Origin of the sequence: Peribacillus phoenicis (assembly GCF_047238085.1) — a bacterium.
Taxonomy (GTDB): Bacteria; Bacillota; Bacilli; order Bacillales; family DSM-1321; genus Peribacillus.
Genome location: NZ_JBDFMF010000001.1, coordinates 5,224,545 through 5,248,584, shown reverse-complemented (window position 1 = coordinate 5,248,584; position 24,040 = coordinate 5,224,545). Strand labels below are relative to the sequence as shown.

Annotated in this window: 24 protein-coding genes and 2 tRNA genes; 2 read left to right on the top strand and 24 right to left on the bottom strand. The window is 41.7% G+C overall.

What is annotated here, in order from left to right; genetic code table 11:
* Positions 1-2: 2 nt before the first annotated feature.
* The 16 genes from lysS to spoIIE form a co-directional block, all read right to left on the bottom strand.
* On the bottom strand, positions 3-1,496 hold the full coding sequence (gene lysS, locus ABC374_RS26020; RefSeq protein ID WP_413020440.1) for a lysine--tRNA ligase: 1,494 nt from the start codon (positions 1,494-1,496) through the stop codon (positions 3-5).
* Between the two features lie 193 nt (positions 1,497-1,689).
* Positions 1,690-2,688, bottom strand: coding sequence for a tRNA dihydrouridine synthase DusB (gene dusB / locus ABC374_RS26015; protein WP_350300863.1), 999 nt, complete (start codon positions 2,686-2,688; stop codon positions 1,690-1,692).
* A 22-nt stretch (positions 2,689-2,710) separates the two neighbouring features.
* Entirely contained in the window at positions 2,711-2,923 is a 213-nt protein-coding gene (locus ABC374_RS26010; protein WP_101225931.1) for a helix-turn-helix domain-containing protein, read from the bottom strand.
* Positions 2,875-3,402, bottom strand: a complete 528-nt coding sequence (folK, locus tag ABC374_RS26005) for a 2-amino-4-hydroxy-6-hydroxymethyldihydropteridine diphosphokinase (protein WP_413020133.1) — start codon at positions 3,400-3,402, stop codon at positions 2,875-2,877. The genes ABC374_RS26010 and folK overlap by 49 nt, the downstream gene beginning before the upstream one ends.
* Positions 3,403-3,404: 2 nt before the next feature.
* Positions 3,405-3,764, bottom strand: a complete 360-nt coding sequence (folB, locus tag ABC374_RS26000) for a dihydroneopterin aldolase (RefSeq protein ID WP_133353008.1) — start codon at positions 3,762-3,764, stop codon at positions 3,405-3,407.
* A 1-nt stretch (position 3,765) separates the two neighbouring features.
* A complete protein-coding gene (folP, locus tag ABC374_RS25995; protein ID WP_350300861.1) occupies positions 3,766-4,602 on the bottom strand; it encodes a dihydropteroate synthase in 837 nt (278 codons plus the stop codon).
* Positions 4,603-4,765: 163 nt separating this feature from the next.
* Positions 4,766-5,692: a cysteine synthase A gene (cysK, locus tag ABC374_RS25990; RefSeq protein ID WP_133353006.1), complete on the bottom strand. Its 927-nt coding sequence runs from the start codon at positions 5,690-5,692 to the stop codon at positions 4,766-4,768.
* A gap of 130 nt (positions 5,693-5,822) precedes the next feature.
* Positions 5,823-6,719 carry a peptidyl-prolyl cis-trans isomerase gene (locus ABC374_RS25985; protein WP_350300860.1) on the bottom strand — a complete coding sequence of 299 codons (897 nt, stop codon included), beginning with the start codon at positions 6,717-6,719 and terminating at the stop codon, positions 5,823-5,825.
* 18 nt (positions 6,720-6,737) lie between these two features.
* On the bottom strand, positions 6,738-7,619 hold the full coding sequence (gene hslO / locus ABC374_RS25980; RefSeq protein ID WP_413020132.1) for an Hsp33 family molecular chaperone HslO: 882 nt from the start codon (positions 7,617-7,619) through the stop codon (positions 6,738-6,740).
* A gap of 26 nt (positions 7,620-7,645) precedes the next feature.
* Positions 7,646-8,425, bottom strand: a complete 780-nt coding sequence (locus ABC374_RS25975) for a type III pantothenate kinase (protein WP_063235928.1) — start codon at positions 8,423-8,425, stop codon at positions 7,646-7,648.
* A gap of 157 nt (positions 8,426-8,582) precedes the next feature.
* Positions 8,583-10,643: an ATP-dependent zinc metalloprotease FtsH gene (gene ftsH / locus ABC374_RS25970; protein ID WP_350300858.1), complete on the bottom strand. Its 2,061-nt coding sequence runs from the start codon at positions 10,641-10,643 to the stop codon at positions 8,583-8,585.
* A gap of 117 nt (positions 10,644-10,760) precedes the next feature.
* Complete coding sequence (hpt, locus tag ABC374_RS25965; protein WP_137018539.1) at positions 10,761-11,300, bottom strand: hypoxanthine phosphoribosyltransferase; 540 nt, start codon at positions 11,298-11,300, stop codon at positions 10,761-10,763.
* A 32-nt stretch (positions 11,301-11,332) separates the two neighbouring features.
* Positions 11,333-12,727, bottom strand: coding sequence for a tRNA lysidine(34) synthetase TilS (gene tilS / locus ABC374_RS25960; RefSeq protein ID WP_350300857.1), 1,395 nt, complete (start codon positions 12,725-12,727; stop codon positions 11,333-11,335).
* 93 nt (positions 12,728-12,820) lie between these two features.
* Positions 12,821-13,819: a protein kinase domain-containing protein gene (locus ABC374_RS25955; RefSeq protein WP_413020130.1), complete on the bottom strand. Its 999-nt coding sequence runs from the start codon at positions 13,817-13,819 to the stop codon at positions 12,821-12,823.
* Positions 13,785-14,522: a VWA domain-containing protein gene (locus tag ABC374_RS25950; protein ID WP_137018537.1), complete on the bottom strand. Its 738-nt coding sequence runs from the start codon at positions 14,520-14,522 to the stop codon at positions 13,785-13,787. Before ABC374_RS25950 ends, ABC374_RS25955 begins: the two co-directional genes overlap by 35 nt.
* A gap of 183 nt (positions 14,523-14,705) precedes the next feature.
* Positions 14,706-17,180, bottom strand: coding sequence for a stage II sporulation protein E (gene spoIIE, locus ABC374_RS25945; protein ID WP_350300855.1), 2,475 nt, complete (start codon positions 17,178-17,180; stop codon positions 14,706-14,708).
* 326 nt (positions 17,181-17,506) lie between these two features.
* Between spoIIE and ABC374_RS25940 the strand changes: the two genes are divergently transcribed.
* Together ABC374_RS25940 and ABC374_RS25935 are read left to right on the top strand one after the other, a co-directional pair.
* Positions 17,507-17,580 (top strand) — tRNA-Met (locus tag ABC374_RS25940).
* 20 nt (positions 17,581-17,600) lie between these two features.
* Positions 17,601-17,672: transfer RNA gene (locus tag ABC374_RS25935), tRNA-Glu, on the top strand.
* 164 nt (positions 17,673-17,836) lie between these two features.
* Here ABC374_RS25935 and ABC374_RS25930 read toward each other — a convergent pair.
* The 8 genes from ABC374_RS25930 to spoVT all read right to left on the bottom strand — a co-directional run bounded on the left by ABC374_RS25930 (position 17,837) and on the right by spoVT (position 23,876).
* A complete protein-coding gene (locus tag ABC374_RS25930; RefSeq protein WP_101225920.1) occupies positions 17,837-18,292 on the bottom strand; it encodes a S1 domain-containing RNA-binding protein in 456 nt (151 codons plus the stop codon).
* 80 nt (positions 18,293-18,372) lie between these two features.
* Positions 18,373-18,759, bottom strand: a complete 387-nt coding sequence (locus tag ABC374_RS25925) for an FtsB family cell division protein (protein WP_101225919.1) — start codon at positions 18,757-18,759, stop codon at positions 18,373-18,375.
* Positions 18,760-18,772: 13 nt separating this feature from the next.
* On the bottom strand, positions 18,773-19,405 hold the full coding sequence (gene yabQ, locus ABC374_RS25920; RefSeq protein ID WP_413020129.1) for a spore cortex biosynthesis protein YabQ: 633 nt from the start codon (positions 19,403-19,405) through the stop codon (positions 18,773-18,775).
* On the bottom strand, positions 19,402-19,710 hold the full coding sequence (gene yabP / locus ABC374_RS25915) for a sporulation protein YabP (RefSeq protein ID WP_101225917.1): 309 nt from the start codon (positions 19,708-19,710) through the stop codon (positions 19,402-19,404). The genes yabQ and yabP overlap by 4 nt, the downstream gene beginning before the upstream one ends.
* 76 nt (positions 19,711-19,786) lie before the next feature.
* Positions 19,787-20,050, bottom strand: a complete 264-nt coding sequence (locus ABC374_RS25910) for an RNA-binding S4 domain-containing protein (RefSeq protein ID WP_034316386.1) — start codon at positions 20,048-20,050, stop codon at positions 19,787-19,789.
* A gap of 23 nt (positions 20,051-20,073) precedes the next feature.
* Positions 20,074-21,546: a bifunctional methyltransferase/pyrophosphohydrolase YabN gene (yabN, locus tag ABC374_RS25905; protein WP_413020128.1), complete on the bottom strand. Its 1,473-nt coding sequence runs from the start codon at positions 21,544-21,546 to the stop codon at positions 20,074-20,076.
* A complete protein-coding gene (locus tag ABC374_RS25900; protein WP_413020127.1) occupies positions 21,539-23,161 on the bottom strand; it encodes a putative polysaccharide biosynthesis protein in 1,623 nt (540 codons plus the stop codon). Before ABC374_RS25900 ends, yabN begins: the two co-directional genes overlap by 8 nt.
* Positions 23,162-23,339: 178 nt before the next feature.
* Positions 23,340-23,876 carry a stage V sporulation protein T gene (gene spoVT, locus ABC374_RS25895; RefSeq protein WP_063574550.1) on the bottom strand — a complete coding sequence of 179 codons (537 nt, stop codon included), beginning with the start codon at positions 23,874-23,876 and terminating at the stop codon, positions 23,340-23,342.
* Positions 23,877-24,040: the final 164 nt, after the last annotated feature.

Below are 24,040 nucleotides of genomic sequence, written 5' to 3'. Positions count from 1 at the left end.
TATTAGCGATGTCTCATTAAAGGGAATAACAGGACGTCTCGTATAGAAGGAGAATTGGTCAATAGCATAACCAAACGGTCAACACCAATTCCCAGTCCGCCAGTCGGCGGCATTCCGTATTCTAACGCCTCCAAGAAATCTTCATCCATTTCATGAGCTTCATCATTACCTTGCTCTCGTTCTTTCAATTGAGCTTCAAAGCGTTGACGTTGATCAATAGGATCATTAAGTTCAGTGAAGGCATTTGCGTGCTCCCTGCCTACAATGAATAACTCAAAACGATCTGTGAAACGGGAATCTTCCGGATTTTTCTTTGCTAAAGGAGAGATTTCCACTGGATGCCCATAGATGAATGTAGGCTGAATTAACTTATCTTCGACCTTTTGTTCAAAGAATTCATTTACGATATGGCCGAACTCCATGGATTCCTTAACTTCAATCCCATTTTCTTTAGCAAGCTGCTGGGCTTCTTCTTTACTCATTTCAGTCCAGAAGTCCACACCAGTATATTCTTTTACAGCGTCAACCATGTGAAGTCGTTTCCATTCCGGTTTTAACTCTATCTCATACTCCCCATACTGGATGGTAGTCGTCCCAAGAACTTCTTGAGCTATATGGGCAATCAGGTTTTCCGTTAAACTCATGATATCTTGGTAATCCGCATAAGCTTCGTACAATTCGATCAAAGTGAATTCAGGATTGTGCCTTGTGGACACTCCTTCATTTCTGAAAACCCGGCCAATTTCATAAACTTTCTCCAATCCGCCAACAATTAAGCGTTTTAGATGCAGTTCAATGGCGATCCTTAAATTCAAAGGCATATCCAAAGCATTATGGTGAGTAAGGAAAGGACGTGCAGCAGCTCCACCAGCAACAGAGTGCAATAGCGGCGTCTCCACTTCAAGGTATCCATGATCGTCCAAATAACGTCTCATGGCTTGTACAATACGACTGCGCATGATCAACGTATTTTTACTTTCCTCATTTGTAATTAAATCGACATAACGTTTACGATAACGCTCTTCAACGTCCTTTAAGCCATGAAATTTATCAGGTAACGGGCGAAGCGCCTTAGCAAGGAACACATACTCTTTAGCTTTAATGGAAAGTTCCCCGACTTTTGTTTTGAAGATAACGCCAGTTACCCCTACGATATCGCCAAGATCCGTTTGGTTGAAAATTTGGTAAGAACCTTCCCCTATGTTATCCAGACGAACGTAGATTTGGATTTGGCCGCTAATATCCTGGATATGGGCAAATCCCGCTTTCCCTTTTCCGCGCTTCGTCATGACACGGCCAGCGATCGTAACTTCAATTTCTTTTTCTTCAAGATCTTCCTTTTCTAATTCACCATAAGCACTGATTATCTCCTGAGTGTTATGTGTGCGCTCGAACCTGCTCCCGAAAGGGTCTTGTCCATTATCAATCATGGCCTGCATTTTATCGCGCCTTACCTGCAGTTGGTCATTCAATTCTTCATGACTCACGAAAATCATCTCCATCTTTATTAATAAATGCCTTATATAATTAATCAGAAATTCTTTTGCATACATATTTATTCTTACATAAAGTAAAGGAATTCAACAGCTTTTTATCTTAAAACATTGCTTATGTACATATAAAAACTGCCAGGATTACTGGCAGTTAAGATAAGCGTATTATAGGAAAATAGGAAGGTAATGTCAAACATCAGACCATTTGGATATTCTGTTGCTTCGCTTCAATATCATCAACAAGTCCATAAAGAAGCTTTACAACATCTTCCCTTGTTTCACAATAATTAATTCCTTTGCGAGCTTGAGCATTCCCTTTAACACCCTTTAAATACCAAGAAGCATGCTTACGCATTTCACGAACAGCGACATTTTCATTTTTCAACGCAATCAGACGATCCATATGAAGCACGCAAACGTCCATCTTTTCACGAACTGAAGGTTCATCCATCAGTTGACCGGTTTCTAGATATTTTACAGTCCGGTAGATCATCCATGGGTTACCTAGGGCTGCACGGCCGATCATGACTCCATCAACACCAGTTTCCTTCAGCATTCTTTCCGCATCCTGTGGAGTTTCCACATCACCGTTACCGATAAGGGGAATATTAATCGACCTCTTCACTTCACGGATGATGTCCCAGTTAGCTTTTCCTTCATACATTTGAACTCGTGTCCTGCCATGCATGGAAACAGCTTTACCGCCTGCACGTTCAACAGCCTGGGCATTTTGAATCGCAAAAACATGCTCATCATCCCAGCCTATGCGCATTTTCACCGTTACCGGCTTATCAACGGCATCAACCACGGCTGAAACCATCTCATAAATTTTGTTTGGATCGAGAAGCCACTTCGCACCCGCATCACATTTAGTGATTTTAGGAACAGGGCAGCCCATGTTGATATCAATGATATCAGCATTTGTATTTTTATCTACAAATTGTGCAGCTTCGACCAAAGATTTCTTTTCACCGCCAAAGATTTGCAAGCTTAACGGCTTTTCTCTTTCATCTATATAAAGCATATTCATCGTTCTAGCATTTTGTAAAACGATTCCCTTATCACTGACCATCTCCGCACAAACAAGACCAGCACCAAATTCCTTGACGGTCAAGCGGAATGCCGAGTTGCAGACTCCCGCCATCGGTGCCAGCACTACCGGATTCTTCATTTCTATATCGCCTATTTTTAACACGTTGACCTCCTATAACATTCTTTCATTTATCGTCAGGTGGCTGAAGCTCTTCAATGGAAACATGCAGAATTTCCGCCACTTCCAGTAAAAATGCCTCTGAAGGGTTGCGGTTCCCCCGTTCAACTTCTCCCAGCAAGGAAACGGAAACACCTATTTCCCTCGCAAACCCTTCCTGGGTATAACCCTTTAACTTACGAAAAGCGCGAATACGCCTTCCCCATTTTTCACCTTCCATAATCGAACTCCTTCTTTATCCGAAATCTGTTCAAGCAGGTCGCTCAAAGGTGCATCCATTTGCGGAAGTGATATATCAGGGTCCACTTCCATTAAAGGCACGATAACAAAAGCCCTCTCGTGCATACGAGGGTGCGGGACTGAAAGAATCTCTGTCTTAATATTTTCTTGATTATATAACAAAATGTCAAGGTCTATAGTACGGGGACCCCACCTAATTTCCCTTTTTCTTCCTAAATCTTGTTCGATTTTCATACAAGCGTGAAGTAAGTTTTCAGGTTCTAAATCGGTTTCCACTTTAAGAACAGCATTTAAAAAACAGTCCTGGTCTTCATATCCTATCGGGTCTGTTTCATATAAAGAAGAGCAGGCCATCATCTTGATATGCGGATTATCAGACAATAATTGGAAAGCTCTTCGGAATGTTTCAAGGCGATCCCCTAAGTTCGACCCTATTGAAAGGTAAGCAATATTTATCACAATCAGCGTCCCCTTACAATCTCTATAGCAACAGACTCATAGTGACCTGCTATTGGAGGATCTGGTTTATAAACCTTGACGGTGCATGTCTCGATGGAAGAATATTTATTAAGCAGTTCAGAAGCGATTTTTTCAGCGACAGCTTCCACTAACTTAAAAGGTTCTCCCTCAACAACACTTTTACACACTTCATATAACTCGCCATAGTTGATTGAGTCTTCAAGGTTGTCACTCTTCCCTGCCTTGGCTAAATCAGTCTGGACGATTAAATCCACTTTAAACCGCTGACCAAGCTTCGTTTCCTCCGGAAAAACTCCATGATAACCGTAAAACTCCATCTTATTCACATATATCTTATCCATTTCATTCACCTTTTCCTAATAGAGCATCCATCATCTTTGCAGTCCGTGCCATTTCCTTCACATCATGTACGCGAACCATCTGACAGCCTTGTTGAATTCCATGGCAAATTGTAGCGGCAGTGCCTTCCATCCGCTCACTAGGCGGCAGGTCCAGAACATGGCCAATCATGGACTTTCTTGATGTGGCTAACAGAACTGGATAACCTAACGATACCAGCTTATCAAGATTTCTCATCATTTCTAAATTTAACTTTAAATCTTTCGCAAAGCCAATTCCTGGATCGAGAATGATGTTTTCATCCTTGACACCTGCATCCTTCACCAACATGATGCTTTCGAATAAATCTTGAAGTACATCCCGGACAAAATGTCCATATTCCATATTACCCCTGTTATGCATCAAGATAATCGGCACCTTATATTCCGCAGCAACCCTTGACATCAAGGTATCGGCTTTACCTCCCCAAATATCATTTAATATATGGGCTCCTGCCTTTACCGCCTCTTCTGCAACTCTTGATTTATACGTATCGACCGATATCGGAATCTCAATATTACGCGATATGGCTTCAATAATTGGGGCGACTCTCTCTATTTCCTCTTCATCCGATATCCTCTCATAGTTAGGACGGGTCGACTCACCACCTACATCCAATATATCCGCGCCATCGTTGACCATTCGTTCAGCATGCTTCAAAGCAGCATCTATCCGATTATATTTTCCGCCATCCGAAAAGGAATCCGGCGTAACATTCAAAATCCCCATGATTAAGGTTTTCTTGCTGTAATCCAAATCAAATGAACCGCATTTTATTTTTGATGCTCCTGCTAATGACATCCAACGTTCTCCTTCACCTAAAGAAATCTATATATACGAGTTTACCCATTTACATAGGTATAGTGCAAGCTCCATGAAAATCAGGGATACTTCTGCATACTTTGCTCAAAAAAGAAAAGCAAAGCCCCATAGGAACTTCGCTTCTCATTTTTAGTGTCTTGTCTTACTCAAAGTTATATAATGGTGTACTTAAGTAGCGTTCACCATTACTCGGTATGATGGCAAGTACCTTTTTGCCTTTTCCCAGTTTGTCAGCCACTTTAATGGCAGCTGCGATTGCACCTCCAGAAGAAATTCCGCCAAGGATTCCTTCCTCTTTTGCTGCACGGCGTGCATAATCAAAAGATTCCTCTGTATTGACTTGAATGATTTCGTCATAGAGATCTGTATTCAATATACTTGGAATGAAGCCTGCTCCGATTCCTTGGATTTTATGAGGTCCTGGAGTCCCACCCGATAATACTGGAGAATCCGCAGGTTCAACAGCGTAAATTTTAATGTCAGGGAATTTTTCACGCAGGACTTCACCGGCACCTGTTATGGTTCCCCCAGTACCGATTCCGGCAACGAATGCATCCAAGCCTTCATCTCCAAAGGCTTCAACGATTTCAGGGCCTGTAGTGTTCCGATGTACTTCAGGGTTGGCTTCGTTTTCGAATTGCTGTGGAATGAAGTAACCTTTTTCTTTAGAAAGCTCAGTCGCCTTTGCGATTGCACCCTTCATTCCTTCAGGTCCAGGAGTAAGAACTAATTCTGCCCCATATGCGCGAAGCAAGTTACGGCGTTCCAAGCTCATCGTCTCCGGCATAACCAGAATTGATTTATAGCCCTTTGCCGCAGCTACCATTGCCAAACCTATTCCCGTATTTCCGCTTGTAGGTTCAATGATCGTATCACCTGGCTTAAGAGTACCATTTTTTTCTGCCGCTTCGATCATCGCAAGGGCGATACGGTCTTTTACACTGCTGCCTGGGTTAAAATACTCAAGTTTCAAATAAATATCTGCACTGTTTTCATTTTGAAGCTTGTTTAACTTAACAATAGGTGTTTGTCCAATTAAATCGATTACAGAATTAGCTATACGTGCCATTTTCTCCACTCCCTTATCATTTCAATACCGAGTATGTTTATTGGTTTTATAATTTTAAAGTTACCAGTTTTAATAGTTCATTGTCAATGATTATATACTATATTCTAAATTTTCTCACACAACCATTGACCTACTTTTCTTCCTTCAATCCATAAAACCATTCTACATCAAATTCATCCCAGAAAATTTTCCCTGAGACCGGTGTCTGAATCTGTTCAAGAGCTATTTGGCGGTGAATCTTGTCTTTAACTTCTTCATATTCATACTGCTTGCCCTTTATTCTTTCATGCAGGTAGAGAACGGCCCAGCCATCCTCCGTTTGGATTGCATCACTCCACTTCTTCACCTTCAATTTCTCGGCAGCGGTTATGTATTCCTTGGAGACTTGCTCGTTATCCTGGGATATATAACCCATGTCGCCTCCTTGATTGGCAGTGAATTCATCAAGGGACTTCTCCATTGCCAATACATCAAAGGAGACACCCTTCTCCAGTTCACGTATGACTTGGTCTGCCTGCTTTTTTGTAGAAGTGGTGATATGGGAAACATGGAAAGCAGTAGGGATTCTGTAGATATCCTTATTATTATCATAATGACTCCGCATTGCTGTTTCGGAAACCGAAACGTCCTTGGTGAGGAGCTTCTCGAGAAGGAGACTCGACTGAATTTCCTGCCTCAGTTGATCGTTACTTTTATTAAGGTTCTGACCGGCAGTCCCATACATCGTTTTCATCATTTTAAGTTCCCGATCAAGCTCTTCATCCGAAGTCTTCACTTTGTATTTTTCAGCTGCCTGTTTCACTACCTCTTTATCGACCATATCCTCAAGTACATCTTCCCCATATCTTTTTTCGAGCTCATTAATCCATGCTTCCCGGGAAATATCCTTGGACCCAACCTTTGCGGCCGTTTCTTCCCCAATGACGGATTTTGAAATGATTAGTGGTTTTATGACAAAGATAATGATAGTCAAAAGGTTCAACAAGGCAAGGCCGGCAATAATCGCCCGAAGCTTTTGTTTTGGCAAACCCTTATCCCCCGTAAATTATTTTTTTGTTTCTGCCTCTAATTCCTCGAGTTCTTCCTTCGAGAATTGGTAGGTCTGATTACAAAAATGACAATGCGCCTCCGCTTGTCCGTCTGTCTCAATGATATCCCGGATCTCAGCTTGCCCTAGGCTAATCAATGCGGTGGCAATTCTCTCCCTGGAACATTGACAGGAGAATTGGACATCCATTTTTTCTAGTATATTCACATTGCCCTCACCTAATATTTCGGTTAGGATTTCTTCAGGAGTCATGCCACTTTGAATCATCTTGGAAACAGGAGTTATCGTGCTTAGTCGATTTTCGATTTTGGAAATCGTATCTTCGGATGTACCCGGCATCAACTGAATGATAAATCCACCCGCTGCAAGGATTGAATTATCCGGATTCACGAGAACCCCAACCCCCACAGATGATGGCACCTGTTCGGAAGTAACAAAGTAATAAGTGAAATCTTCGCCTAACTCTCCCGATACAAGCGGTACTTGCCCCGAAAAGTAATCACGAAGACCAATGTCTTTGACAACAGTCAGCAATCCATCGGTACCCACCGCTCTCCTTACATCCAGCTTTCCCTGCTCATTCAAATCAAAGTGGGTTTGCGGGTGAGTGACATAACCGCGGACTTCTCCCTTTGCATTGCTGTCGACCAGGATGGAACCAATCGGTCCACCGCCCTCGATTTTAATCGTCAGCTTTTCTTCACCTTTTAACATTCCGCCCATCATAACTCCTGCCGTCATAGCCCGTCCTAGGGCAGCAGAAGCAGTAGGCCATGTATAATGGCGTCGCTGCGCTTCTCCTACGGTGTTTGTTGTTGAAACAGCATATGCCCGTACCTGTCCTTCATAGCCTAACGCCTTTATTAGATAATCCTTCATTTATTTTGCTCCTTTCAAGCTTTGTATTACTTCTTCACTTGCTCCCGATTACGTTTATAAATCAGCTGCAGCCCCTTCAAGGTCAAAAATGGCTCCACAACGTCAATCACAGTGGACTCATTAGCAATTAAGGTAGCCAGTCCGCCTGTCGCTATTACCGTTGGTTCTAGATTACTTTGCGCCTTAATTCGATTAACGATTCCTTCTACCTGTCCAACATATCCATACAAAATGCCAGCCTGCATGGCGGACACCGTATTTTTCCCAATAATCCCTTCCGGTCGGCTGATTTCTATTCTTGGAAGTTTGGCTGCTTTTGAATAAAGTGCTTCAGTAGAAATATTTATACCCGGAGCAATGGCTCCGCCCATGTATTGTTTATCCTCATTTATGTAGCAATATGTCGTTGCCGTACCAAAATCCACGATAATGAGAGGGCTTCCATATTCCTGAATGCCTGCAACCGCATTAACGATTCGGTCGGCTCCCACCTCACGGGGATTTTCGTATTTAATATTCAATCCAGTTTTTATTCCAGGTCCAACTATTAGCGGTTTAATTCCAAAGTATTTTTTGCACATACGTTCAAGCGCAAACATAATCGGCGGAACTACCGAAGAAATAATGATTCCATCAAATTGATCAAACGAAAGACCTTCATGTTGAAGCAAAGACTTTATGACCATTCCATACTCATCTTCTGTCTTGTGACGGTTAGTCTCTATTCGCCAATGATATTTTAAAATATCTTCATCGTATACGCCTAATACAGTATTCGTATTCCCAACATCCAATACAAAAATCATCGTTTCATCACTCCGGTAAATTATTCTCCAACATCATAACACACTGTTATTTCCCACGCTATTAGTCGCACTTTTCCAATGGTAACCAAAAAACTTTATCATAAGAGTTAAGAAAAGGGTATTTCCGAGGCGGAAATACCCTTTTGAATTTAGTCACTTAAGACTTTTTATTGTCATCTTCGTTCGGGAAGGAAAGCGGCTGATCTTGAGGTGCACCTTCTTTGATTGGAGGAGTATTCAATCCTTCCTCCGTTATTTCAAGGTCCTCAGGTCCTCTTTTATCCAACGGATCTAATAGGGCCTCTTTTTCTTCCTTCTTCTTATTGATGTTCACCTTGACATTCTCATCAGTGGTTAAGTTCCCATTCAGTGCCGTATAATCACGTTCTGGCAATTTACCTTTATGGAATAAACTTTTGATTTGTTCAGCATCAAGTGTTTCCACTTCAAGCAGGGTTTTTGCAACCAAATCAAGTTTTTCACGATTTTCAGTAAGGATCTTCTTACATCTTTCGTATGCTTCCTTGATGATACGTTGAATTTCAAGATCGATTTCATATGCTATTGCATCTGAATAGTTTTGATCATTGTTGAAATCGCGGCCTAGGAAGACCTGACCTTGAGAGTTACCGAATTGAAGCGGCCCAAGCTTACTCATGCCATATTCCATAACCATGCTCCGAGCTATGCCCGTTGCACGCTGGAAGTCGTTATGCGCACCGGTACTCACTTCTCCGAATGTAACTTCTTCGGCTACACGGCCACCCAATAGTCCTACGATTTTATCTTTAAGCTCAGGTTCCGTCATGAAGAAACGATCTTCTTTCGGCAGCATAACTGCATAACCGCCAGCTTGACCACGAGGGACAATCGTAACTTTATGAACGACTTCGGCATCATCCAGAACCAATCCAATAATGGTATGGCCTGCTTCATGCCACGCTACGATATTTCTTTCCTTTTTGGAAATGACACGGTTTTTCTTGGCAGGTCCAGCGATAACACGATCCGAAGCTTCATCCAAATCGGACATGTCGATCTTCTTCTTATCTTGACGGGCAGCTACAAGAGCCGCTTCATTCAGTAAGTTTTCAAGATCGGCACCAGAAAATCCTGGAGTACGCTGAGCGATCGCTTTCAAATCGACTGTTTCTGCTAAAGGTTTATTGCGCGCATGCACTTTCAGCACTTCTTCACGGCCCTTGACATCAGGGCGGCCTACCGTTATTTGACGGTCAAAACGTCCTGGACGCAATAATGCCGGATCCAATACATCAGCACGGTTAGTCGCAGCAATGATTATGATTCCTTCATTACCACCGAAACCATCCATCTCCACCAGGAGTTGGTTCAATGTCTGTTCACGTTCATCGTGACCGCCACCAAGACCTGCTCCACGTTGACGTCCGACTGCATCAATTTCATCGATAAAGATGATACATGGTGCATTCTTCTTAGCATTTTCAAACAAATCACGAACACGGGATGCACCGACACCCACAAACATCTCAACAAAATCAGAACCACTGATTGAGAAGAAAGGAGTTCCGGCTTCACCAGCTACTGCTCGTGCAAGTAAAGTTTTACCTGTACCAGGAGGCCCAACTAAAAGTACCCCTTTAGGAATCCGGGCACCAAGCTCGGCATATTTGCGAGGGTCTTTCAAGAATTCAACGACCTCGACAAGTTCCTGCTTTTCTTCGTCCGCTCCGGCAACATCATTGAAGCGTACTTTTTTCTTATCATCATTATACAATTTCGCCTTACTTTTCCCGAAGTTCATGACGCGGCCACCACCGCCGCCTTGAGCTTGGTTAAGTAAAAAGAAGAAGAGGATAAAAATGATTACAAATGGAATGATGGAAGTGAAAAATGTCACCCAGCCACTTGTCTTTTCTGGAGGTTCGACATTGATGATGTCTTTTCCCAGCTTGGTTACAGCGTCATTGATCCGGCTTTGCGAATACTCACTGAAAGGCACGTACGTCACAAAGAATTTGTTTTCCTCATAACCTTTGAGCTTTCCTGTGATTTCAAATACACTGCTTTCGGGCTGCATCGTAAGTGATGTAACGTCCCCACTCTCCAAATGCTTATAGAATTCATCTTGGGTCAATTTTACGTTTGGTTCATTGTTATTATTAAAAATACTTACAATCCCAATGATGACCAAAAAGATCAGTAAATAAAATATGGTATTACGGAAGATCCGATTCATCCCTTACCTCCTCCCACGGGTAAACAAACTATAGTAAATACTATCATACAAAATTAATGAATTACAATAATTTAACACCGCTGTTTTTATCTGGTCTTCTCTTTCAAACAGGTACGATTAATTCGAGTAAATTTCAGGCTTCAATATGCCAATATACGGGAGATTACGATACTTTTCCGCAAAATCAAGACCATATCCGACAACAAATGCATCCGGTACGATGAACCCGGCATAGTCCGGAGTGATATCCGCTTTCCTGCCTGTTGGTTTATCCAATAAGGTAACGATTTTAATTGATTTTGCTTTTCGGTAACGGAAAAGTTCCGCAAGATAGCTAAGAGTCAAACCGCTGTCGATAATATCTTCGATGATTAAAATATCCCGGCCCTCAACTGATGTATCAAGATCCTTGATGATTTTCACTTCACCGGAAGATACAGTGGAGTTACCATAGCTTGAAACATCCATAAAGTCCATTTCAAGATGTGTATCAACGCGTTTCAGTAAATCTGACATAAATGGCATGGCGCCTTTCAGCACTCCGATGGCCAACGGGAACTTACCTTGGTAATCAGCTTCAAGCTGCGCACCCAATTCCCTGATTTTCTTTTGAAGTTCTTCCTCTGTTATTAAAACCTTTTCAATGTCGTTTTGCATGGTCATTGTAATTAATTGCCCCCCATGAAGAATTAAGCTTTTTTATATTCTAAGTAGATTAAAGATTTTTCATCAGAAATTATATCCGGCTCAACGTTCGATTTCTTTAAACCAGGCAGCCAAATGACCGTTCCAGTTTGATCGATGATGACCGGCCACACATTTCTTTCTAGCATCGGGATCTTTTCATTAATAAAAATATCCTTTAACTTTTTAGTTCCACCTAATCCCTTGACGGCCATCCGTTCGCCTTCATTCCTGGTTCGGACTGTAAGAGGAAGCTGAACAGCTGATTCGGGAAGTATAAAAGAATGATTTCCTCTAAGCACCGGAATTTCTTCTTTTATATAGTGCGCTTTAATCTTATATCCATTCGGAAGAATAGTCTCACCGGGAATTTGTAATTTAAAGGAATATTTATGGCTTTTTTGCCGGAAAAACCTAAACGTGCAAGTTTGATATGATTTTTCCGCAATAAGGCCCTCCGGAAGATGCAATTCTGCAGATGGTTGAGGATTCAAAAACAAAACTAAAAGTTGGTCAATATGTAATGCCGAAAGCGATGAAGGTCTCTCCAAATAAAGATAGTTTAATATTAGTTGAATCGCCCTTCTTTGTAAAGGTTTAGGCATCGCGAGAACCTGATCAATCTGAATAACCGCTTGATCTTTATCCTGTGTGATCCAAACATCGGACATTTTGCTTGAAACCAAGTTCAAAAAAAACTCTTCATCTTCATAAAGCTCTTCACTGAATCGTTGAAAATGCTCATGAACCTTGCCGTTTTCTTTCTTTAAAAACGGAAGGACTTCATGTCTAAAACGATTTCTTGCATAGACACCCGTTTCATTGCTCGGATCAAACCTTGGTTCGATATCATGAAGGCCCGCATATTCGATTATTTGGCTTTTCGTGATTTCAAGAAAGGGCCTGATCAGATTTCCGGAATGGAAACGTCTCTTTATAGGAATACCTGCCCTTGCCTTCCCTGTCGCCCCTCTTGTTAAACGCATGAGCATCGTTTCGATTTGATCATCTCCATGATGCCCCAGGACAAGAGTGGAGGCTTGATGCTTATCCATCATTTCTTCATAAAAAGCAAAACGCAGCTTTCTTGACGTTATTTGTGAACTTTCCCCCGTCTGTTTCATCCGGGCAGGAACATCGATCCTTTTTCCCTCAAATGTAATGCCCCACCGTTCACATATATGCTCGACATATTTATAATCCTCATAGGATTCTTCACCACGAAACATATGGTCAACACTTGCAACGATCATCTCGTAATGAAAAAGAGATTGAATTTCCTTAAGGATATGGAGAAGCACCAATGAATCCGGTCCTCCGGAAACGCCTATTAGCAACTTCGAGTTTTCCTTAATCAATTCGTTTCTATAAATGGTGCTCAGAACTTTTTCCTTTAACATACAATCTTCCTTCTTTATGAACAGGCATTAGTTTTATACGATTCAATCATGAAATTGTTTCATTTATTCCATGGCATTCACCTAATAACTATATCATAACAACTGTTCATATATGTAAAGAACATAGAGCATCGATATGATGGCAACCAGCAAAAAAGTTTCAAAAAAACCGCCACTTTTCTTTTTTGAATGGTTTTGGGACCTTCTTGCTTGTCTCGTTGCAGGTTGAATTGTTTGTGACTGGCCGGTAGCTGCCTGGGTCGTACCCTTTTTCTTCGAGTGATTTTGCTTACTTAGCACCGTGACCAAATCCTCCCTCATTTGGAGGGCAGAATCATACTGCCCGTGAAGTGCTTTATCCAACATCTTTCTATATGGGTGCAATTCCTTTTTCTGCTTAATCAAGTCGTTAAGCTGTCTATACCCCTCCCCTTGCTTGTGGAAACGTCCAGGATAGGCCGAGTTGATTATAATCATTGCCACAGCGAACAAGTCATATTGCGGATCTGCCCTTCTTGATCCGAGTCCCCAGTAACCCCTGTCAAAGAACTCGGTGAATTCTTTAACAGATCGCCCAATTAAGGTGGTTCCGCCTACATCCACGCACCTCACCTTATAGGCTGGTGAAGTCACGATCAAATTCTCAGGTTTTAAATCGCCGAACACCCAGCCATTGGTATGCAAGGCAGACAAGCTGGTTAAAAGCTGAAGCATTAAGACTCCAATCCATGATGACCCTTTCTTATCGATGAAACGCAAAAAATCGTGTCCGTGGATATATTCCATGACATAAAAAGGGAGCTGCTTTCCTGTCTTCATGAAATCATCCACTTCCAAAAAGGAAGGTCCAAGGGTAGACCCCTGGACCTTTGAAAAGGATTTTAGGATATTCATCTCCGAAATAATGGACGTCCCATTATCACTGAGCTTTAAAGCATAATGACGATTTTTGCTTTCAACCAAATAGACGATCCCGTTCGCTCCACACCCCAATTCCTTAATTATTTTGTACTGGTTTTTATTCCATTTTCCAGTGACCAAACTGCCAGGCAGGAGTTTACATTGATTCCTCAAAGTATTGTTCATCATCATGTGATAACAATCCCCTCAATGAACGTTTTTTATTGAAATATGTTAAAGCTTCACGAATGGCTGGACCTGTCGGAGTGAGTCCCCCTGTACTAAGCTTAGGAAAAGTTGCCGTCAGGGCTTCAAGGTTCGGGGTCCAATCCAGCAACTTTTCAACATCATTTCTTTTCCCAGGAAATACGAATACGGAAAAACGGCTGTCACCCATTCTTGCATTCATGCTAAGGGAAAGATCTAATAAGGAATCTTTTACTGTAGGCAGTTTGTGTTTCATGCTTGCACTGGTATCAACAAGAATCAGTACTTCGAGCTTGCTCGTTTCCCCAAGCTCATCGACCACCTCCATCACTTCTCCTCGTTTATCCGGCGGAAGATCCTCCATCGTTTTTGAATCTCCAAGTATTTGTTGAAGTTCACGATTGATAACTCCCTGTATAGTTTGAGTCATTGCCTTTTGTGTCACCATTTGGACGGTTTGGGACAACTGCTGGGCATAGACTATTTGACTTACGCCACCTCCTGAACCAGCAATCTTCTCGATCTCCTTAAGACCCTTTTCATCTATCACATCATTTTCCATGACACCTATGACATTGATGGTTATGCCTTGCTTCCTTGCTAATTCAGCCATGGCAGACGGCTCCTCACCATGATTTGAGCATCCGTCGGTTATAAGCAAAATCTGTTTTAATGTTCCTGCTTTCATGTTTTGCTCTCCCTTCCTATCAATTTGTTACCATAATTGACTAAAAAAGGGGAATTTATACGCTAAGACATCGCATCAAGTCACATCATGGAGCGGAGTGATTGAAAAGTCTCTTTACCTTTTAACCTTCTTCCATTTCACCACCTCATTTTTGGTTTTATTTATTTTATATATATAAACGGCCTACTGGGCCTTTTTGCGTTTTGGAGAAACGGGAATGGATGCCCATTTCGGTGTGTTATGCTTGATTTTTGATGTTACCACTGTCATGTCATCATCTATGATCCCTTTTGTTCGGATGACCTCTTCCAATATTAAATCAGAGATTTCCTGCGGATCGTCTGTTTCCATTTCCTTGATTTTCCGTTTAAGCCAGAACTCGATATTTTCAACATGTGAGGGGCCATCGAACACTCCATCGCTCATCATGATTAGTATGTCCCCTGCCTTGAGCTCTTCTGATACAACATCAACATCGAAATCCTGGATGATTCCCATAGGGAGATTACTTGATTCAATTTTTATTATCCTATCCCCCCTTTTAATGAAACTCGGTATCGAACAGATTTTTAAAAACTTAGCCTTTGCGTCCTGAAGATCAATCATTGCCAAATCAAGAGTTGAAAATATTTCATCGGTAGTGCGTAGAGATAATACGGAGTTTACGGATTTAATGGCTATTTTTTCTTCAATTCCCGATTGTAAAAATTTTTGAAGCAGCTTCAATGTCTCTGTACTTTCAAAATGGGCCCTTTCCCCATTTCCCATCCCATCACTAATGGCTATTGCGAATTTGCCGCAGCCAATTTCCATGGTCGTATGACTATCTCCTGATACAAGCCCTCCCCCCTTGGCAGCATGAGCCACACCCGTTTCGACCGTGAATTTTTTTGCTGACCTAAATATCACCTCACATTGCCCGTTTGGATACGTTGCACACTCTTCTGAATGAACGACTATCGTTTCCCCTAAAATGTCAGAAAGCATAGGTGCAATCAATTTTTCACATTCCCCTCTGCCCTGGCAGTATGGGACACTCATCTCTATATCAACATTCCCTTGTTCTAGACTGTATATTTCTACATACCCTATGTGCAGGCCAAAATCCTGGATGGCTTCCAAAATGGATTCTTCATGTACATGATGATTCTTCCTTTCCCTTTGAATTTCTTTCGCAAAATCATCCATTACTGCCGAAACGCCCCGCAGTTGATCCGCAACTAGCTTCCGGCTTTCCTTCACCTGCCTTTTTAATTTTTGGTTTGCTTCAAAATAAGTAAGCTCCTGTGATATCGCCCCAATGACCTGAGGCCCGCGGCTACAATATTTCCCCCATTCCTTCGAAGTCTTTTGGGGGAGCTGACCATTATTTTCACTTAATTGAAGCATAATTTCCTGCATGCCGTCATAGGTTGTATTAAAGTTCTTGGACCAGCACTGTTCCTTTTTAAAACAAAGCTGGCACGTCTTTTCCGTTACATTACTTAAGAAGTAGTCGAATTCTTTCTCATCTTCCTCCAATCTCCCTCTTTCATCCACTTGGGAAAAGCTATTGGAGAGCGCCTCAAATACATGAGAGAATTGCTCCACCCTTTGAGCGGTGACATCCCTCACTTTTCGGGCATACTGCTGCTGTTCATCAGAATTCTCGACTGTTCCCGGTATATGTTTCGCTATTTTGTTGATTATGGATGACGGTGTCAATATAAATAGGGCCACAGCTATAATTGATTCATAGAGTGTCACCATAATATTGCTGGTGCCCTCACCATATAAACCTATCAGTAATGTAGCAATCATGAGGCCGCTAGCAACCCCTATCTTCCTTCCCTCCTTCAACAAACCGCCCAGAAGCCCGGAAAAAGCGAGAAGACTCATTTGATAGAGACTAGCAATACTTGCCAGGCTGAATATCAATCCAGTAACTACACCTACAGTGGAGCCTATGGCGGCCCCTCCCGCCAGCCCGAAGAGGAGGACCAAGTATCGCGAGAATATATGGTCGAGTGATAGATCGTATATCATCCAGCCGATGGTTCCGGTCATCACCGAGGCCAGCAGGATGATGATGCTGACGATTTCCTCCGTCTTTAATGATTGGGACTTTGTCCGAATGGTCAGCAGCGGGATGGACTGTATGAAGATTAAAGTTAATATCATTGCGAGTCCCGCCTCTACTCCTATCATCATTAAGTCGTACAGCTGAATCGTTCGGAATACCAGATATTGCTCTGCCAGGTTGACCAGGAATAGTGAAGCGAAGACGTACATCGACATCGTCTTGAATTGTCCTTCCACGGCGGGCTTCTTGATCTTATGAAATAACAGGAGCAGGAACGCCGATGCAAAGATGACTAAACTATTAGAGTAGTGAACGGTCAGCCCACCTGCAATCAATCCGAATAAAGCAAGTGGTGCCCTGTCACGTCTCATGAGAAACACGGCTGCGAAAAACGGAAGTCCAAATGGTGCCAGCTGCGAAAGAATTAATGCCCGTCCTAATAAAAAACCAATAATTGCTAAAGAGATACCTTTTTTTATGAATATGTCTTCCGACTTCATTTGCAGTTGTTGGATCCAATTGATGGCCCCTGCCTTCGCTTCTTTTAACTGAACATCACCAAGAGGTTCCATCATAGGTCTTTCTACTTTTTCCATTTCAACACCCCATTCGTATTAGTGATTTTTATTATATAGAGGGCTTGTTTATTTTTTTGTCAGAATTTTATAAGCAGATAAGAAAAACGTTCGACGAAATTCTTCTAGAACAATCATTTGTATACAGGTTTTTGTGCCTTTTTTTCCAATACAGAAACGGGTGTTCTTTTTTTTTTGAAGAAAAGCAAAGTTTTTAGGTTATTTTTGCGGAAAATAACACGAATAAATAATCGGGAAATGGAAACCGACAAACTTTATTTTTTTGTTGACATTTATTCTTCACGAATGTAAGATATAACTTGTGCTTCAGTAGCATTTACCATTATGGCGGCGTAGCTCAGCTGGCTAGAGCGTACGGTTCATACCCGTGAGGTCGGGGGTTCGATCCCCTCTGCCGCTATCTTTTTTCTTGAAAATAATGGCCCGTTGGTCAAGCGGTTAAGACACCGCCCTTTCACGGCGGTAACACGGGTTCGAATCCCGTACGGGTCATCAAATACAAAAGCGCCTCTGTACACTTATCTCATTAAGTGTACAGAGGCGCTTTTTTTATGTTGTTGATAATTAAAAGAAGACAAGCCGGCAAGCTTGCCTTTATCTACACTATGAATAATTTCACAGGAAAAGTTGCTAAACTATTATTTTCAGCAGCAGTTTTATCCGCGTCTTCCTCCTCGACCTCCCCGTTTCGTTTCGGTGCTACGTTTAAGGGTCGTTAAGCGGTCTTCGCTATCTTTTAAGAATTTAGCCATTTTTTGCTCAAAGTTTTCCTTCGGTTGGAAACCATTACCTTTCGAGCGGAAGTCTTTGGAACGGCTGTCATTCCCTCTTCCTTGGCGCGGACGTGGTGTGTATGCAGGTTTTTGCTCAGCTTCAGGACGGTCTATCGCTTTTTTTATGGACAAGCCAATCTTGCCATCTTTAACATTGATGACTTTCACCTCAACTGTATCGCCCACTTTTAAATGATCATTGATATCCTTGACGTAGTTATCAGCCACTTCACTGATATGGACAAGACCGGTTGAACCTTGAGGTAGCTCTACAAATGCACCAAAATTAGTTATGCCTGTTACTTTACCTTGTAACTTGCTGCCTACTTCGATTGACATAAAAAAAATGTTCCTCCTTAGAAATGTTAAAAAATCTCTTCACTCTATATTATAACGAAAGTAAAAAAACAGTGTCAATATTAGTCACTATCTTCCTTCCCTTTTGGAAGGGTAAATATGATTTCGCCTTTTTCAGATAAGAAATAATCCCGTCTGGCTATTTTTGCTATATAGTCGTCGTCATTAAGCTTTACGATTTCTTCTTTAAGAAGGGTCTCGTCTTTTTTCAATTCAGCTAACTTTCCCTTCAATTCTTCCTTCTGTTGTACTTTCTCATCCAGTGCAACATTTTGCGTTATGAGGGTGGAAACGGCAAAAATCAAAAAGACAGCGGCGAAAACTGAGTAAAGAGTTAATCTACGCATTAGACCACGCTTCTTTTTTTCTACGGTTTGTACTTTTTTCTCTTGTTGAGCGACGTAGGGATTTTCTATTTTTGCCACTTTCCTTTTACGCAGGCTACTCATTTTTTATCGCTCCTCATTTCTTTTTATTTCTCCATCTATTTAGCGTTCTAAATATAGAATTCTTTATTTTCAATAAAATCCCTTTTCCTTTATTATAAAACTTCCCGACGTTTTTCGTAACAAAAACCGGCAATAAATTCCATATATAGATCAGAATCCATTTTAATGGCCTCCAGAAAATATTCAAAATAAATAGAAGTATTTTCCCCACCCATTTTAATAATGCTAAAACGAACTTACCTATCCCGAAGATGATGGCTATTACAGATACTATTACCCATTTTATCGGAACAAATATCAGGATGTGAACCGAATTCGTTATAAATCTCGCCAACTTTATCACAAGTATTATCAAAAACTCTAAAAAACGTTGATAGAAACCTTTGAAAAGTGCTTGATAAGCTGAAAAACCGCATAATAAGGCCAAAAATAAATAAAGGCGAAACTCTCCCTCATTCACTAAAAACAAAACATAAAAAATAAGGAGACCCTGAATGATCCAGAAAAGGAAGTCATGGATGAATACAATCCATCTTTTCCTTTCTGAACGTTTCAGGAACCGGCTATACGTATCCAGGGCAGCTCCAAAGCCACTGCCCATGCCTATCATCGCAAGCAACGTATAAAATTGAATCGTTAAGGTCATTTGAACAATTTGCCAAAGAAGCCTTTAGCTTTCTCCCCTGATTGCTCATCTAAATAAACAAGGTCGAAAATCTTTCCCTTAATGGAGACGATGCCTTTATCAACGTCTAAATTCTTCATTTGCAAGTTTTGGCCCCGGATAGATAAGAATCCCATTACAGTTTCGAGCAGAAACTCCTCATTATCAAAACTTTCAACTTGTTTGACACCGGTAATATCAAGTAAACGGCGGCCTTTCATCGTTACATCATGCTCTTGGGTTGTTCCCTTTGTGTAACCAGCATTCGGATCATTATATTGGCTCATTTTTTCATCCCTCACAGTACCACTGATTTTGTACAAGTGTATGTCCGTGAGAGCGGAATTAGAACCAAGCCTGTCCTTACTCCTCCGCTAGCTTTTCTTCCTTTACGATGGTATACATATCTGCAGCCGCTTCTTTTTTCGTCGTTTCTTGAATTTTATCGACACGTACCGTAACGAGCTTTTGACCGAATCGTACAGTCAATTCATCGCCATCTTTCACATTCGAACTTGCTTTGGCCTGTTGTCCGTTAATCGTGATTCTCCCTTTATCCGCAACCTCTTTCGCAAGTGTGCGGCGCTTGATCAACCTCGAAACTTTTAGGAATTTATCCAATCTCATCGACATTAAAATCTCTCCCTTAATTAAAGTCCTTTAGCTTTTGCTTCATCCCAATATGAATCCAGTTCTTCCAATGTATAATCCTCAAACTTTTTGTCTGCCCTTTGAATGCACTCTTCTATATATGTAAAACGCCGGTGGAATTTCTGGTTTGCTTTGTAGACGGCTTCTTCCGCTTGTATGTCATAATAACGTGAAATGTTGACAAGCGCAAAAAAGAGGTCGCCCAGCTCTGATTTTATTCTTTCGACATCCCTGTTCGGGCTTAATATTTCCGCTTCCAATTCCTGCACTTCTTCCCTGACCTTTTTCCAGGCTTCGGAAACCTCATCCCAATCAAATCCGACCTTCGCAGCCCTTTTTTGGTACTCTTCGGCCCGAAGTAAGTTTGGCAGCGATTTCTCAATCCCATCCAGTATGGATTGCGGAGCTTTTGTTTCGCTCCCTTTTTCATTCTCTTTGATTTTCTGCCAGTTCACTAATACATCTTCCTCGCCGTTCACTTCAACATCTCCGAATACATGAGGGTGGCGTCGAATCATTTTCGCCGTAATGCCTTCAATCACATCGTCTATCGTGAACATGCCCTCATCTTCACCGATTTGTGAATGAATCATCACTTGAAGCAGGACATCCCCAAGTTCACCAACCATGCCCTCATCGTCCTCTTCATCGATGGAATCAATCAGCTCATATGCCTCTTCTATTAGATATTTCTTCAAGCTTTCATGAGTTTGTTTCTTATCCCAAGGACATCCGTCAGGACCTCTAAGTTCTGCAATGACCTGACGCAGCTTAGAAAACTCCCTGTTTCGTAAAGCTTCTTCTCTAACCGGCGGGACATAAACACTCGTCAAGTTACTTAACTCCATCTGACGGTCGAGTTCGAACAGAGCGCATTTTGTCACTTTTTCCTGACTGCTTCCTGCCGCTGTAACGATATATACCTCGTAGTCATCCGGTAGCTTTTCCATTAAAGTCAGCTTCACATTGGACGCACTGAATGCGTCATACACCTGTCCGATTATAATATGCTGGGTAATGTGCAAATCATCTGGTGAGAGATCTGTTCCATCCAATAGCTGGAACCCTTCAATCGGATCGATTTTAACAGCCTGAAACAAGGGATCAAGGAAACTCTGCCCGCCTTCCAGTTTAATGGCTATTCCAAGAGCCGGTCCCTTTTCGAGCAAAAGCTGAACCGTTTTTTCCGCTACCATAGGATGCCCCGGAACTGCGTAAAGAACGGAACGGTTTGAAGCCTCTTGTAATAATGTTCCGGCAATTTCTTCATATACGGCTTCAAATTGGTCGTGCTTTTCATATATCCCGTCAAACGCCGTGAAATTGATTCCTTCCCTTTTCAAATCCCCAATTACAGGATGATCAATCGTTCTGACGAAGCATTGTTCTGTTTGTAGCAATTTTTTATAAATTCCTAATGGAAGCTGATCTAAATCTCCTGCACCAAGGCCTATTATCGTAATCTCATTCATGATTTCGTATACTCCTATTCGTTATTATAAATCGTTTAAGCTTTGAACCTGCAGGTATAAGTGCAAGTTCTTCTTCACCAAATAAGCCTGCACGAATAGCGGTCATCACAAAAACGGCTGCACCGATCCCTACACCGGTCAAAGCTTGGATCGTAGCTAACAACCGGCTCTCGCTTTGGGCCATCAATTCGAATAAGCCATTGAATAAAACAACCGCCGTACCCATGTAAACCGTACTCTTCAAAATTATTAACACGTGCTTCTTTTCAATTAATGTCTTTTTAATATGTACTCTCAATACCACATAAAATAATACAGTCATGATCATAAACGCAAGCACTGTTGCCGAGGCTGCACCCGCGATTTTGTAATGGGGCACCAGGACAAGGTTCAAAGCCCACTTGCTGACCACACCCACAAGCGTAATGATCACCGGTATGAACGAATAGCCTAAGCTTTGAATCACTGCCGCTTCTGCCATTATGACGGATGTGAATAAAATCGATAATGAGAAAATTGCTAAAGTAATGGTCCCTTTAACATCCGTGAACAGCATATGATTGACAGGCTTCATCGTCACCACCAGCCCGATCGCAGCTGCGAGTCCTATCGTCGCGCTTACACGAAGCGCCAATTTGATTTTATTCAATAATTCATGTTCACTTTTCCTCTGAACGAATCCGGATATTACAGGTACCAGCGCCAATGCAAAAGAATTAGCCACGACTGTACCTAGCTGAAGCAAAGGCTGTCCCCGGTCATATACCCCTTTCCATTCTTTGGCTTCCCTTTCCCCCATCCCCGTTTCCCTTAGTAGGGAATATAGGTGCAGAGAATCGACAAACTGAAACAAGATAAGGATCAAGCCAGTTATGCAAAAGGCCAACCCTTGGAAAATCAGGACTTTTGAGATTTTGATGAAATTTACCGGTTTGATTCTCATTTGTAAAAAGAGCTTCCATTCTTCTCTTAAAATAATGAAAGCAATAAGCAGTACCAGGCCAGTTATGCCGCCTGTTATCGAACCGAGGACCGCCCCCTTGCCGACAACATAATCAGAGTAGTCCTGATACACGAATATTGTGGAAAGAACCAGTATCGTCAACACACGGATGCATTGTTCAGCGACCTGCGAACTTGCCGTCGGTAACATGTAGTTTATTCCTTGAAAATAGCCTCTTAAAACAGATGAAATCGGCATTAATAGATAAGAATAGGCAACGATTCTCAGCAGACCGGCTAAATGCGGATCCTTCATCCATCCTGCAATCCAATCAGCGCCAAGGAACAGTGCAGCAAACATCATGACTCCTATCGAACTTAAGACGATGAATGATGTCATTAAAATGTCCTTGACAGCAAAGTTATTTTTGGATGACTCCCGCTCAGCAATAAGTTTGGATATGACTACCGGAAAGCCGAGTGTTGATAATGTAAAAGCAACACCGTAGAAGGGGTAGACCTGTTGATAGATATAAAACCCGATGTCACCCGCAATGTTCTGATAAGGTATGCGATAGGCCGCACTCAATACTTTTACGATAATCGCAGCTGCGCTCAAAATCAGTGCACCTCGAAAAAGTTCATTTGATGTTTTATTAGGCTTTTCAGCCATTCTTTTTCCCCTTTTCACTCATATGTGGTAGTTATTATAGCATAATTCTAATGGTTATTTTTCAATTCCAGCCATACTGTTAATTTTTTTCCATATGCACTTCTTTTTTTGAAATTGCAAAAAGGACAGCGTGATTGCTGCCCTTTCCACCTTTAAAAATATAATGGCATGTCCAAGGTTACTGTTCCATTTGTCTAGCTAGGAAGCTTGCTGCTGTTTCAACCGATTTCTGTTCCACTTCACCAATGGTACTATCTTTGGAGAAAATCAAGACGGCACCAATCGGGTCTCCACTCGCAATGATCGGAGCTGCAGTATAAGATTGGACCTCTTCATCATTGGAATCAACGAATGAAACTTGTCCGTTCGGAGATTCGAGGACAGGATTTCTTTCTTCCATGATTTTTTCCACTAGTTCACTAACACTTTTATTTAAGTATTCTTTTTTGGAGCCGCCTGCCACTGCAATGTAAGTATCCCTGTCACAAATCATAACTGGGTTTCCAAGGCTATCATAAAGTGCTTCTGCATATTCCCTAGCAAAATCGCCTAATTCACTAATAGGGGAGTATTTCTTAAGGATGACTTCTCCATCTCTATCCACAAATATTTCCAGTGGATCTCCTTCACGGATACGGAGGGTCCTGCGAATTTCTTTCGGGATGACGACTCTTCCTAAATCATCAATTCGGCGAACGATACCAGTTGCTTTCATCTAATGTTGCCTCACTTTCATCTAATTGATTTGATAAATCCTCATTTTGTAGCAAAATCATCACCAGCTATTGTACTTAGTATTTTTCTAATGGTAAGTTCTATGCACTTTGAAAAAATTTTTCTTTTTGTTGCATTTTTTTACCATGGTACCTAAAAAAATTT

Bases quoted from the DNA above. Each gene is read 5' to 3' on its own strand.
- lysS (WP_413020440.1), bottom strand. From the start codon at position 1,496: ATGATTTTCGTGAGTCATGAAGAATTGAATGACCAACTGCAGGTAAGG.
- ABC374_RS26010 (WP_101225931.1), bottom strand. From the start codon at position 2,923: ATGGAAGGTGAAAAATGGGGAAGGCGTATTCGCGCTTTTCGTAAGTTA.
- folB (WP_133353008.1), bottom strand. From the start codon at position 3,764: ATGGATAAGATATATGTGAATAAGATGGAGTTTTACGGTTATCATGGA.
- folP (WP_350300861.1), bottom strand. From the start codon at position 4,602: ATGTCATTAGCAGGAGCATCAAAAATAAAATGCGGTTCATTTGATTTG.
- cysK (WP_133353006.1), bottom strand. From the start codon at position 5,692: ATGGCACGTATAGCTAATTCTGTAATCGATTTAATTGGACAAACACCT.
- hslO (WP_413020132.1), bottom strand. From the start codon at position 7,619: ATGAAGGATTATCTAATAAAGGCGTTAGGCTATGAAGGACAGGTACGG.
- ABC374_RS25975 (WP_063235928.1), bottom strand. From the start codon at position 8,425: ATGATTTTTGTATTGGATGTTGGGAATACGAATACTGTATTAGGCGTA.
- ftsH (WP_350300858.1), bottom strand. From the start codon at position 10,643: ATGAATCGGATCTTCCGTAATACCATATTTTATTTACTGATCTTTTTG.
- hpt (WP_137018539.1), bottom strand. From the start codon at position 11,300: ATGCAAAACGACATTGAAAAGGTTTTAATAACAGAGGAAGAACTTCAA.
- tilS (WP_350300857.1), bottom strand. From the start codon at position 12,727: ATGTTAAAGGAAAAAGTTCTGAGCACCATTTATAGAAACGAATTGATT.
- ABC374_RS25955 (WP_413020130.1), bottom strand. From the start codon at position 13,819: ATGATGATGAACAATACTTTGAGGAATCAATGTAAACTCCTGCCTGGC.
- ABC374_RS25950 (WP_137018537.1), bottom strand. From the start codon at position 14,522: ATGAAAGCAGGAACATTAAAACAGATTTTGCTTATAACCGACGGATGC.
- spoIIE (WP_350300855.1), bottom strand. From the start codon at position 17,180: ATGGAAAAAGTAGAAAGACCTATGATGGAACCTCTTGGTGATGTTCAG.
- ABC374_RS25930 (WP_101225920.1), bottom strand. From the start codon at position 18,292: ATGTCAATCGAAGTAGGCAGCAAGTTACAAGGTAAAGTAACAGGCATA.
- ABC374_RS25925 (WP_101225919.1), bottom strand. From the start codon at position 18,759: ATGAGTAGCCTGCGTAAAAGGAAAGTGGCAAAAATAGAAAATCCCTAC.
- yabQ (WP_413020129.1), bottom strand. From the start codon at position 19,405: ATGACCTTAACGATTCAATTTTATACGTTGCTTGCGATGATAGGCATG.
- yabP (WP_101225917.1), bottom strand. From the start codon at position 19,710: ATGAGCCAATATAATGATCCGAATGCTGGTTACACAAAGGGAACAACC.
- ABC374_RS25910 (WP_034316386.1), bottom strand. From the start codon at position 20,050: ATGAGATTGGATAAATTCCTAAAAGTTTCGAGGTTGATCAAGCGCCGC.
- yabN (WP_413020128.1), bottom strand. From the start codon at position 21,546: ATGAATGAGATTACGATAATAGGCCTTGGTGCAGGAGATTTAGATCAG.
- ABC374_RS25900 (WP_413020127.1), bottom strand. From the start codon at position 23,161: ATGGCTGAAAAGCCTAATAAAACATCAAATGAACTTTTTCGAGGTGCA.
- spoVT (WP_063574550.1), bottom strand. From the start codon at position 23,876: ATGAAAGCAACTGGTATCGTTCGCCGAATTGATGATTTAGGAAGAGTC.